We start from the raw sequence: 12,285 nt of genomic DNA, 5'->3' as shown, positions 1-12,285 counted from the left end.
GGCTTGCGCATTTTTTGCGAATTTGGCTGGCGATGTTGATGCATGATGGCATCTCGTATGCATATTTGAGTATCGTGTCAGCCGGATGAGGTGGAGCTGGTCACTCCTGTCATCCGGGGAGCAGGTGGGCTATCAGAGGGGACGACGCCCGCTAGCGTTGAAATTTTTCTGGCTGAGTCGCGCCTTGCCTGAATCATGAGGCGGACTCTCTGGTATCTTATATGTAAGAATACGTAACATAATGCGCCGGCCGGACACTGAATCGGTCGCATACGAAGGGACACTCAATGGGACGCAAGCTTCCTCTCGCACTGGCGATCTCCTTCGCCATCTATAGTGCTCAGGCCTTGGCGGTCGGCATGGAATCGCCGCGATTGCGCTCGAATCTGAATCAACCGCTGGATGCCCGCATCGGCCTGACAGATACCTCCGGGCTTGATAGCAGCCTGATCAAGGCGAACGTCTCCGATGCCGCCGCCTTTGCGCGTGCCGGTGTGGACCGCAGCTATGTCAGTGATGACGTCAAGGTGGCCATCAAGCAGCAGGGCAGCCGCTATTATCTTCAGCTGACCACCAACGGGGCGGTACGTGAGCCCTATGTGGATCTTCTGCTGGACGTCGAGTGGCCCAATGGCAAGCTGCAGCGTCAGGTCACGCTGCTGTTCGATCCGGCGGGCTATTCCAGTCAGCCGGCACTGGTGACGCCTTCTGGTGCGCGCTCACGTCCGTTGGCCGACACGGGGTCGACACCCTCGCGTTCCGTGGTCTTCCGTGACAGTGGTCAGTCGTCCTCGGCAAGCGCTGCGCCCGCGGCGGGCGAAACGCCGTCAAGCATCAAGGTACGCAGTGGCGATTCCCTGTGGACCATCGCACGACGCGTGCGGCCGGATGCCGGGGTCAGCATCCGTCAGGCCATGCTGGCGATTCAGGAAGCCAATCCCAGTGCCTTCCCGGGCGGCAACATCAACAAGCTGAGGGCGGGGGTGGTCCTGAGCGTTCCCGATCGCGCCACCATGCTGGGCCGCTCGCGCACGGCGGCCGATCGCGAAGTGCGTGAGCAATATCAGCAGTGGGTCGCGGGGGCGCAAGGCAAGACCATTCCTGCTCCGGCCAGCAAGAAGACGACGCCCGCGTCTCCGAAGGATACCGCCTCGGCCAGTGAGACGCCCGCTGCAGCGCCCGCTCCCAGCGGCCCCGCCAGTGCGGGTGCTGACGGCAAGCCGCGCCTGACGCTGATCGATGAAGAGGCCACGCCGGCGAGCAAGGCGGCCGCCAGTACGCAGATTTCCGCGGGTAGCCAGCAGGCCATCGATGAGCTGTCGGATCGCCTCGAATCGCTGGAAGACCAGTTGCTGACCAACCAGCAGCGTCTGGATCAACTGGAGCAGGAGCGTGACGACCTGCGCAGTGAAGTCGCTTCATTGCGCAGTGAGGTCGGTGAGCTGCGTGCTTCCCTGGCCGAGCGTACCGAGCAGCTGGAAACGGCCAAGGTATTGCTGGCCAAGCAGAACCGTCTGCTGGTCAACAGCGGCATCACTCCCTTGACGCTACCCGAGAGTCTGGTCGCTGCCGGGGTGGATCTGGGCCAGCCGCGTGATGGTGAAGGCAATCTCGTGTTGCCCAGCCAGCCCTGGCCGCAGGCGACGTGGAAGTGGGTACAGGACAATCTGATGATGGTGGGCGGCGCGGCGGGAGCATTGCTGTTGCTGCTGTTGCTGTTGCTGCGTCGTCGCTCGGGGCCGAAGGATGACTCCAGCATGAGCTTCGCGGATGCCGTGCGTCATAACGACCAGGACCTGCAGGACCCGTCACGGGGTGCCTTTGGTGCTGCAGCGGGTACCGCTGACAGACAGGTCCCGGAAGAGACGTCCGCAGTGGCAAGTCGTGGCTCTCACACTCTTGAGCCTCTGGCCCAGCCTGAGGCCGCTGCCATCAGCGAGGCGGATATCTTCATCGCCTATGGACGCTTCGATCAGGCGCAAGCCCTGCTGGAAACCGGTCTTGCAGACGATGAGAGTCGTCAGGACCTGCGTCTCAAGCTGATGGGAGTGCATGGAGAACTTGGCAATCTCGAGGCGCTGAATCACGAAAGCGAGAAGGTATTGGCGGCGGGCAATGCAGAAGAGCGTGAAGAGGCTCAGGCGCTGCTCAACCGTTACGCCGGAATGGGTAGCCCCATGCGTGCTGCCATGGGTGGCGCGGTGGCCGCAAGCAACGTGACGCATCTCTCCGGTGTCGTCAGTCAATATGCCCAGTCCCTGCGTGTGCCATCCTCGGCCAGCGCAGCCTCTGAAAGGCTGGCGGCAGGTGGCGCGAACCTGCAGGATGATGAGCGCGAGCCGGAGGGTGACGTGTCTGACTCTTCAGGCGTAGGGCAGGACAGTGGCTCGTTCGAGGATGACTTGCACGCTGATGCCGCCGTCACGAATGACACTCCGGCAGACGTGGGAGTCGCATTCGAGCCCGGCCTCAAGGGCAAGAGTCCCGAGCACGGAAAGGCGGCACCCGATACCAGTTTCTTCAGTGACAACGTGATCGATTACCAGGCGCCGGAACTGACGCTTGACGACGGTGTGGAGCCTGCGGCAGTGGCAAGTGCCGAGAAGGCGGACGAGGCACTCAAGGGTGAGGCGGTCGAATTTACCTCCGCCTCCATCGATGAGGAAGGTGAATCTGCGAAATCCAGTGCACCTTCAGGCGACGAGGTGGCGCCTGCAAGCGCCTTTTCAGTAGCCGACGAGTTGCCGTCGCTGGATAGCATGACGCTGGAAGAGGTGGATGTCCCTCGTCGTGATATCTCGCAATTCGAGGTGGAGGAAGTGGCGTTCGAGTCCGGGGATCAGGATAATGCCTATCCCTCTGTCGGCATGGCAGGGGCAGGGGCTGGCGCCCAGGACAGCGTGGCCTTCCAGCAGCTTGAGGAAGCCCGCCAGTTGCTGGTGGATGGTGAGGATGATCAAGCGGCAGCGCTGCTTGAGCCGCTCGCCTCCGCCAGTGACGGGATGATCCGTGAAGAGGCGCTGGCGTTGATGGAGCGCTTTGGTCTGACCTGATGCCCTTTTTTACACCGCTTGATGATAATGAAAGACGCCCGGGGCGCATCGCTCTGGGCGTCGAGTATGATGGCAGCCGCTATTGCGGTTGGCAGCGCCTCAGCCACGCACCTTCCGTGCAGGAAACGCTTGAAAAGGCGCTTTCCAAGGTGGCTTCCACTCCCATCACCGTCCACTGCAGCGGGCGCACCGATTCAGGTGTGCACGCCGTGCGTCAGGTCGTGCACTTCGATACCCCCGTGGGCCGCAGCCGCAAGGCATGGCGCATGGGCGGCAACGTCAATCTTCCCCCGGATATCGGCATCCATTGGGCGGTCCCCGTTCCCGATGACTTCCATGCCCGATTCAGCGCCATCGCGCGTCGTTATCGCTACATGATCATCAATCAGCCTTTTCGGCCGGTGATGGAGCGTCACAACGCCACCTGGTGTCGTGAACCCCTGAATGTCGCCGACATGCAGGCGGCGGCCGCCCATCTGGTAGGGGAGCTGGACTTCTCGGCCTTCCGTGCGGCAGGTTGTCAGTCGCGCTCGCCACGACGCCACGTGCATTTCATCGAGGTGAGTCGTCACGGCCAGCTGGTCATGATCGACATCCAGGCGAATGCCTTCCTGCACCACATGGTGCGCAATATCGCCGGTACCTTGATGGCCATCGGGCGTGGCGAGAAGCCTGTCGAGTGGATCGTCGAGCTGATGCGCGGGGGAGATCGCACGCGTTCGAGTGCCACGGCAGCAGCCACGGGACTTCACTTCGTCGACGTCATCTATCCGCCCCGCTATGAGCTGCCCAGGGAGCCGCTCGGGCCTGGTCTGGTGGCCCATCTCGGGGAGTGGACGGGAGAGCGCCCCTTGCCGGATTGCCCGATGGTACGCTCACGCCTGGCCCGTGCCGAAGCCGAGGGTGCCGAAGAGGCTCGGGCGGCAGGCAAGCTCAGTGAAAAGGAAGCCATTCGGCTGGCAAGCGTTGCCCGTGAGGCCGAGCGTCTCAGTCGGGAACATGAACAAGCGATTCCTGCCGCAGGATCGCCTGTCGCAGGATCGCCTGTCGCACAGAATGAATCCTCACGTTGAACGGAGTGATCCCATGACCGAGATGAGCGCTCGAGCGAGCCAGCGTACCCGAATCAAGATCTGCGGATTGACACGTGAACAGGATATCGCCGGCGCCGTGGCGGCAGGTGCCGATGCGCTGGGGTTCGTGCTGTGGGCGGGCAGCAAGCGGGCGGTGGACGTTGCTCGCCTGGCGGAGCTTTCGCGCCTGGTGCCGGCATTCGTGATGCGTGTCGGATTGTTCGTCGATGCCAGTGAGGCCGAAGTGGCCGCCGCTGCCCCGCATCTCGATCTGCTGCAATTCCATGGCAACGAAACGCCCGAGCAGTGCCGCGCCGCTGGCCGCCCCTATATCAAGGCGTTGCGCATGCGTGACGGGATCGACCTGGCGGCAGAGGCAGAACGCTTCCATGACGCACGCGGTCTGCTGCTGGATGCCTATCGTCCCGGTGTCCCCGGTGGCACGGGCGAGACCTTTGACTGGTCGCGCATCCCTCGAGAATTGTCCCTGCCGGTGATCCTGGCGGGCGGGCTCGAGGCCGGCAACGTGACGGAGGCGGTCAGGCAGGTAGCGCCCCACGCGGTCGATGTCTCGGGAGGGGTAGAGTCTGCCCCTGGCGAGAAGTCATGGGAGCGCCTCCAGGCGTTCTGTCAGGCAGTACGAGCCGCCGACTGACTCCACTGATGCCCTGCGCGGCATGCCGCAAGGCCTGCGCGGGACAGGCGCAACACTGGACTCCACAAGGCAATTGGCATATCGCACTACCCGCAAGGGGGGCGAAGCCGCTACAATGTTTGCCAGAATCTGGAAAAGGGGCCGTACGACCAATGGGTTGCACGGTCTTTTCCTTTGGCGCCACTGACTTCCTCCAGCGTCCCGAGACAAGGGGGCGAAGAGGGTGTCAGTTGTTGCCCGCCACGTCCTTGCCTCCCGGAGAGGTGGGCGTGTGCCAACTCGCATGGCCGCCGACAGTCGTCGAGCGGTGCCCAGAACAGCAGCAAAACGGAAGCCTCCCCACCATGAGCTGGCTTGACAAGATTGTGCCGTCAATGAGCCGTATCCAACGCAAGGATCGGCGCACCTCCATTCCTGATGGCCTGTGGCGTAAATGCCCCAAGTGCGAAGCAGTCCTGTACCTTCCGGAGCTGACCAAGCACGACAACGTCTGCCCGAAGTGTGACCACCATCTGCGTCTCACTGCGCGTGCCCGTCTGTCCTGGTTCCTCGACAGCGAGGGTCGCGAGGAGATCGCGGCAGATCTGGAGCCGGTCGATCGCCTCAAGTTCCGCGATTCCAAGAAGTACAAGGATCGCCTGAGCGCCGCCCAGAAGCAGACGTCCGAGAAGGATGCGCTGGTCGCCATGCGCGGCACGCTTTCCGGACAGCCTGTCGTGGCCGTCGCCTTCGAATTCAGCTTCATGGGCGGCTCCATGGGGGCCATCGTCGGTGAGAAGTTCGTGCGTGCCGCCGAACTCGCGCTGGCGGAAGAAGTGCCGCTGGTATGCTTCGCGGCCTCCGGTGGCGCGCGCATGCAGGAAGCACTGTTCTCCCTGATGCAGATGGCCAAGACCTCCGCTGCGCTCGAGAAGCTCAAGCAGGCAGGCGTACCGTACATCAGCGTGCTGACGGATCCGGTCTTCGGTGGCGTATCGGCATCGCTTGCCATGCTGGGCGACCTGAACGTTGCCGAGCCGAATGCCCTGATCGGCTTCGCTGGCCCGCGTGTCATCGAGCAGACCGTGCGCGAGAAACTGCCGGAAGGCTTCCAGCGTTCAGAGTTCCTGCTCGAGCATGGCGCGGTCGACATGATCATCCATCGTCGCGACATGCGTGAGCGTCTTTCCAGCATCCTGCTCAAGCTGCAGGGTCTACCGGTCAAGGCTGACGTGCAGGCACCGGGGGTAGATGCCACGGAAGTCGTCGTCGAAGGTGAGGCTGTCGAGGCTGCACCGAGCGAGCCGCAGCCTGCAGAGCCGCGCTCCGCGGTTGACAGCGTGCTTGACGAGACATTCTCCGCCGACAAGCCGCAAGGCGATCGTCGCGATGGCTGAGCAGGCCAATGCGCCGGGCCACTGCAGCACCCGAGAGGTGCTGCAGTCCCGTGAGCGGCCTCCGCTGAGCGTTGCTGCCCTGCATGAGGCCGTGCCACGCGAGCTGTCACTGCAAGACTGGCTTTCGCGTCTGGAGCGCCAGCATCCCGTCAGCATCGACATGGGGCTCGCCCGCGTGCAATGCGTGGCTGAGCGTCTGGGGCTTGTCGGCCCCGGGGCTCGTCGCATTGGCGAGCGGGTCATCACCGTGGCCGGTACCAACGGCAAGGGCTCCACGGTCGCCATGCTCGAGGCGCTCGGGCGTGCGCATGGTCTGACGACCGCGACTTACACCTCTCCGCACCTGCTGCATTACAACGAGCGTGTGACCCTCGATGGGCAGCACGCCAGTGATGCCGAGCTGATCACTGCCTTCGAGCAGGTGGATTCGGCGCGTCATTCGGATGCGGGAGATGGGCAGGGCGTGATCAGCCTGACCTACTTCGAGGCCGGCACGCTCGCTGGCCTGTGGTTGATCGCTCAGCGACAGCCACGGTTGGCGATTCTGGAGGTCGGTCTCGGCGGGCGTCTGGATGCCGTCAACATCATCGACTGCGATGTGGCGATGATCACCACCGTGGCACAGGATCATGCTGCCTTCCTGGGCACGGACCTCGAGAACATCGGCTTCGAGAAGGCGGGTATCCTGCGTGCAGGGCGCCCGGCCATCTTCGGCTCCGATCACTTGCCGAGCAGCTGTGCCGAGCACGCCCGCTCGCTGGGTGTGACGCCTCAGGTGCTGTGGCAGGACTTTGTCTGGCAGGACGCCTGCGAGCAGGACCTCGCCTCCCCGGCAGGGTCGTCAGCGGATGGGCTCTGGCACTGGCAGCGACTGAGCGACCCCATCATGACCCTCGAGGCACTTCCGAACCCCGGCCTGCCACGCGACAACGCGGCCAGTGCGCTGAATGCGCTCGTCGCGGCCGGTGTGGCGCTTGAGGTGTCATGCGTGCGCCATGCCATGGCCAATGTCCAGCTCAAGGGGCGCATGCAATGGGTCCAGCGTCATGGGCGTGACTGGTGTCTGGATGTGGGGCACAACCCGCATGCGGCAGGTTATCTGGCCAGTCGTCTGGCGGCGCGCGAGCCTTCCGCTCGACCGCGTCTGGTGCTGCTGGCCATGCTGGGAGACAAGGACGCGCGAGGCGTGATCGAGGCGCTGTCGCCCGTGGTGGATGGCTTCGTCGTGGCGACACTGGGCGGCGAGCGTGCTCGCCAGGCCAGTGAGCTGGCTGCCGTGGTGCGTGCCTGCCAGGGGACCGTGCTGGCGGAATGTGATTCGGTCGCTGAGGCGGCGAATTGGCTGGTGGAGCATGCCACCGCGGGGGAGGTGCTGGTCTGCGGCTCCTTCTTCACGGTCGGCGAAGCGCTGGCATGGCTTGACGACGAGGATGCCTGAGGTGAAGCAGGACCGCGGTCATTGGAATCCGGGTGCAAGGGAGATGGCACGATGAAATATGGCAAGCGAGAACGGATCAGCGGCGCAGTCATCCTGTTGGCCCTGGGCGTGATCTTCATCCCGATGTTGTTTGATGAGCCGCCGGCCCGTGATGAGCGTCCCAGTCCGGTGATGACATTGGGCAAGCCGGTGGATATCGACCGTTCGACGGTGGATGCACCGCAGCCACCCAGCGAGCTGAAGATTGGTACCGATGTCCCCATCACCTTCGTGGATGGCAATGGCAAGGTGCGTGACAGTGATCCAGGACCCGGCATCGATAACGCCTCCGAGTCGCGAGCTCGCGTGGCGGAGGCGCAGCAGCTGTCGCCGACCAGATCCGTGGCCAGCAGCGAGCCGAAGGCTGCGCCGACACCGCAGCCCAAGCCGGCCCCGACACCCAAGCCAGAGCCCAAGCCGGCGCCTGAGCCCAAGCCTGCCGTTGCCGCCAGCGCGCCATCTTCTTCCGCCGGTGGCTGGGCGGTGCAGGTCGGCAGCTTCGGCAAGCCGGCCAACGCCGAGCGACTCCAGAAGGACCTGCAGAGCAAGGGATTCGCGGCCTATCGCGTCGCGCGGGATGGCAATCTGACCGTGGTATTCGTCGGTCCCTACAAATCTTCCGAGATTGGTGAGTCCGCGCGCTCTCGCCTTCAGGAGCAGGTCAATATCAAGGGCCTTCTGGTACGCCGGAAGGAGGGTGAGTGAACGAGCTGGTCTGGATCGATTGGTTGTGTCTGGGGCTGCTGATCATCTCCGTGTTGCTGGGGTTGATGCGTGGTCTGCTCAGCGAGGCGCTGGGACTGGCAGGCTGGCTGGTGGCCCTGGTGGCGGCACGCCAGTTCGGGGCGGAAGCCGGGGCCCTGCTCGACGAGGTGATCCTGTCTCCGGGCATTCGCACCGCGGTCGGCTTCGTGCTGGTGGTACTGGGCACGGTGCTGGTCTGGGGTCTGATGCTGCGTCTGCTCGAACGCCTGGTCCAGGCGGTCGGCATGGGGGGCTTCAATCGCCTGCTGGGGGGTGTCTTCGGCGCGCTTCGGGCGGCGGTGATCCTGGTGCTGGTGACGGCTGTCGTCGGCCTGACACCTCTGCGTGACAGTGCGGACTGGCAGGCGGCGCAGCTGCGCCCGACGCTGGAGCAGCTGCGCGACTGGTCGCTGGCACGCTACCGTGAGTGGGACACGGGAGGGGATTGGCAGTTGCCGCAGGACGGGACGGCTCCATCCTCACAGACTGCCGGTTTCCAGCAGCAGGCGAGTGGCCTGCTCGAGCGTGCCCGCCACGAAGGCCGCACGCTGAGTGAAGGCGTCAGTCAGCAGGTCGCCGAGCAGTTCATGCGTCAGCAGCATCAGCAGCGTGATGGTGACACCGCAGCACCTTGAGACGACAGAAGCGCCGGGCATTCTTGCTCGGCGCTTTTGTTTTGTCTGCTCGACCCTCCGAGCAGGTCAGCGCGTCGAGGTGCAGCAAGCATCGTGGTATCGATTGACCCATCGGTCAGGTGTTGCCTGTGGTGTGGGCAGGCCTGACAATTGCGGAATGTGAGCACTCATATTGCCATGTGGAGGCGCGCTGATGATGGCTGGCGCCTCCCTCTCCTAGTGTGTATCAGTGAGGTAATGACGGGATGTGCGGGATTGTAGGTTTGATGGCCAACGCCTCGGTAAACCAGGCGCTGTATGACGCGCTGACCGTATTGCAGCATCGTGGGCAGGATGCCGCGGGGATGATGACCTGGCACGAGGGTCGTTTCCTGCTGCGCAAGAGCAATGGCCTGGTGCGTGATGTCTTCCGCACTCGTCACATGCAGCGACTCAAGGGCAACATGGGCATCGGCCATGTTCGCTATCCGACCGCTGGCTCTTCCAGCGAGGCGGAATCGCAGCCGTTCTACGTCAATTCGCCCTACGGCATCACCCTGGCGCACAACGGCAACCTGACCAACTCCGAGCAGCTCAAGCAGGAGCTCTTCTCCTCCGACCTGCGTCACATCAACACCAGCTCCGATTCCGAAGTGCTGCTCAATGTCTTCGCTCACGAGCTGGGCAAGCAGGGCATGCGTCTGGGCGCGGGTGATGTCTTTGATGCGGTACGTCGTGTGCACCGTCGCTGCAAGGGTGGCTATGCCGCCGTATCGATCATCAACGGCACCGGCCTGGTCGCCTTCCGTGATCCGCACGGGATTCGTCCGGCGTGCTTCGGCAAGCGCGAGGCTGCTGAAGGTACCGAGTACATGATCGCTTCCGAATCCGTGGCGCTGGACGTCGCCGGTTTCGAGCTGATCCGTGACCTGGCACCGGGGGAAGCCGTCTTCATCGACATGGAGCGTCAGCTTCATACCCTGCAGTGCGCTGATGACCCGGTACTCAAGCCGTGCATCTTCGAGCACGTCTATCTGGCGCGTCCGGACTCCCTGCTGGACGGTGCCTATGTGTACGGTACCCGCATGCGCATGGGGGAGAAGCTGGCCGACAAGATCGTGCGGGAATGGCCGGAGCAGGACATCGATGTCGTCATCCCGATTCCGGATACCTCGCGCACGTCCGCTCTCGAGCTGGCTCAGCATCTGGGAGTGACTTACCGCGAAGGCTTCATGAAGAACCGTTACATCGGACGGACCTTCATCATGCCGGGGCAGACGCTGCGCAAGAAGTCCGTGCGTCAGAAGCTCAACGCCATCGATATCGAGTTTGCCGGCAAGAACGTGCTGCTGGTGGATGATTCCATCGTGCGTGGCACCACCTGCAACGAGATCATCCAGATGGCCCGTGAGGCGGGCGCGAAGAATGTCTACTTCGCCTCGGCGGCGCCAGCGGTTCGCTATCCCAATGTGTACGGTATCGACATGCCGGCCGCGGAAGAGCTGATCGCCCATGGTCGTACCGAGAGGGAAATCGCGGATCTGATCGGCGCGGATCGTCTGTTCTATCAGGATCTCGATGACCTGAAGGACGCCTGTCGCGAGGTCAATCCTGCCCTCGACGAGTTCGACTGCTCCGTGTTCGATGGCATCTACGTGACCGGCGATATCGATGAGGCCTACCTCAACGATCTGCAGGCCTCACGCAACGATGGTGCCAAGAACGCAGGCGAGACCCACGCGGTCGTGGATCTGCACAACGATTCCGAAGACATCGACTGACCCCATGACCTGTCTCGCGTGACAGGTCATGGCAGGGTGAGTGATTCGCAACGGGCTCCGGAGAAATCCGGGGCCCGTTGCGCGTTCAAAACCGGTAACATTGACCGACAGCTTTCTGCTCTGTTTCCCGGCTCATGAAAGAAGCGCCCGCGGCGCGAAACCTGACAATCCCGTGAGCCATGTCATCCGAGACAGAGATCAGCGGATTCCATCAGTAGAGGTACTGGACACCATGCACGACGACAATCTTTCCCGCGCCGACCTTTCCCGCGATGAGCTGGGACTGGAGACGCTCGCCATCCGCGCCGGTCACTTGCGTGGCGGTGAGCAGGAGCACGGCGAGCCCATCTACACCACGTCCAGCTTCGTCTATGGCAGTGCGGCCGAGGCGGCAGCCAAGTTCGGTGGTGACGAAGCCGGCAACATCTACTCGCGCTTCACCAACCCGACGGTGCGCTTCTTCGAGGAGCGACTGGCGGCAATGGAGGGCGGTGAGCGCTGCGTGGCCACCAGCTCCGGCATGGCCGCGATCATGTCCACCGTGCTGGCCCTGCTGGAAGCCGGGGATGAGATCGTCGCCTCGCGTTCCATCTTCGGCTCCAGTGTGAGCCTGTTCACCAAGTACTTCGGCAAGCTGGGCATCACCACGCGCTTCGTCGAACTGGGGGATCTCGAGGCCTGGCGCGCGGCCATCACACCGTCCACCAAGCTGCTGTTCGCCGAGACGCCGTCCAACCCGTTGTCCGAGATCGGTGACATCAAGGCGCTGGCAGCGCTGGCACATGAACATGATGCATGGCTTGCCATCGACAACTGCTTCTGCACCCCGGCATTGCAGCGTCCGCTGACCCTGGGCGCGGATATCGTCATCCACTCCGCCACCAAGTATCTGGATGGGCAGGGGCGGACTCTGGGCGGGGCAGTGGTCGGCAGCAGCGCGTTGATGGAAGAGGTCTTCGGCGTGGTGCGGACGTGCGGGCCCTGCCTGAGCCCCTTCAATGCCTGGGTCTTCCTCAAGGGACTGGAGACGCTCAACATTCGCATGGAGGCCCACTGTGCACGTGCGCTGGAGCTGGCGCACTGGCTGGAAGCGCATCCTGCGGTCGAGCGCGTCCACTATTCAGGCCTCGAGAGTCATCCGCAGCATGCACTCGCCAAGGCTCAGCAGAAGGCCTTCGGTGCCGTGCTGGGGGTGGTCATCAAGGGAGGCCGTGAAGGGGCCTGGTCGGTCATCGATGCCACGCGCATCCTGTCGATCACCGGCAACCTCGGTGATGTGAAGACCACCATCACGCATCCTGCCACCACCACGCATGGCCGCTTGAGTGATGAGCAGAAAGCGGCCGCCGGTATCGTGGACGGCATGGTGCGCATCGCAGTGGGCCTGGAAGATCTCGATGACATCAAGCGTGATCTGGCGCTTGGGTTGGATCGCCTGGCGTCTGCATGAGTCGACCAGCACTTTCGTGAGGGAACGCCCGGCCATGCCGGGCGTTTCTGCATCTGCTCGGC

Annotated in this window: 9 protein-coding genes; all 9 read left to right on the top strand. The window is 63.5% G+C overall.

Annotated elements, in window-relative coordinates; genetic code table 11:
- The first annotated feature begins 287 nt into the window (after nt 1-287).
- Nucleotides 288-3,053: a FimV/HubP family polar landmark protein gene (locus QD172_RS03835; RefSeq protein WP_279855052.1), complete on the top strand. Its 2,766-nt coding sequence runs from the start codon at nt 288-290 to the stop codon at nt 3,051-3,053.
- Nucleotides 3,053-4,126: a tRNA pseudouridine(38-40) synthase TruA gene (truA, locus tag QD172_RS03830; RefSeq protein ID WP_279855051.1), complete on the top strand. Its 1,074-nt coding sequence runs from the start codon at nt 3,053-3,055 to the stop codon at nt 4,124-4,126. The genes QD172_RS03835 and truA overlap by 1 nt, the downstream gene beginning before the upstream one ends.
- Nucleotides 4,127-4,148: 22 nt before the next feature.
- Nucleotides 4,149-4,781 (top strand): phosphoribosylanthranilate isomerase, encoded by a 633-nt coding sequence (locus tag QD172_RS03825; protein ID WP_279855236.1) that lies wholly within the window; start codon nt 4,149-4,151, stop codon nt 4,779-4,781.
- Between the two features lie 344 nt (nt 4,782-5,125).
- Entirely contained in the window at nt 5,126-6,157 is a 1,032-nt protein-coding gene (gene accD, locus QD172_RS03820; protein WP_136938199.1) for an acetyl-CoA carboxylase, carboxyltransferase subunit beta, read from the top strand.
- Nucleotides 6,150-7,595, top strand: a complete 1,446-nt coding sequence (locus tag QD172_RS03815; RefSeq protein WP_279855048.1) for a bifunctional folylpolyglutamate synthase/dihydrofolate synthase — start codon at nt 6,150-6,152, stop codon at nt 7,593-7,595. The genes accD and QD172_RS03815 overlap by 8 nt, the downstream gene beginning before the upstream one ends.
- Before the next feature lie 51 nt (nt 7,596-7,646).
- Nucleotides 7,647-8,339 (top strand): SPOR domain-containing protein, encoded by a 693-nt coding sequence (locus tag QD172_RS03810; protein ID WP_279855047.1) that lies wholly within the window; start codon nt 7,647-7,649, stop codon nt 8,337-8,339.
- Nucleotides 8,336-9,013, top strand: a complete 678-nt coding sequence (locus tag QD172_RS03805) for a CvpA family protein (RefSeq protein WP_279855046.1) — start codon at nt 8,336-8,338, stop codon at nt 9,011-9,013. Before QD172_RS03810 ends, QD172_RS03805 begins: the two co-directional genes overlap by 4 nt.
- Before the next feature lie 245 nt (nt 9,014-9,258).
- Nucleotides 9,259-10,773 (top strand): amidophosphoribosyltransferase, encoded by a 1,515-nt coding sequence (gene purF, locus QD172_RS03800; protein WP_077372413.1) that lies wholly within the window; start codon nt 9,259-9,261, stop codon nt 10,771-10,773.
- Nucleotides 10,774-11,005: 232 nt separating this feature from the next.
- Nucleotides 11,006-12,223, top strand: a complete 1,218-nt coding sequence (locus QD172_RS03795; RefSeq protein ID WP_077372415.1) for an O-succinylhomoserine sulfhydrylase — start codon at nt 11,006-11,008, stop codon at nt 12,221-12,223.
- Nucleotides 12,224-12,285: the final 62 nt, after the last annotated feature.

Source organism: Cobetia sp. 10Alg 146 (genome assembly GCF_029846385.1).
Lineage (GTDB): Bacteria > Pseudomonadota > Gammaproteobacteria > Pseudomonadales > Halomonadaceae > Cobetia > Cobetia marina.
The sequence above is the reverse complement of the archived record's forward strand: the minus strand, read 5'-3'. Positions and strand labels throughout refer to the sequence as shown.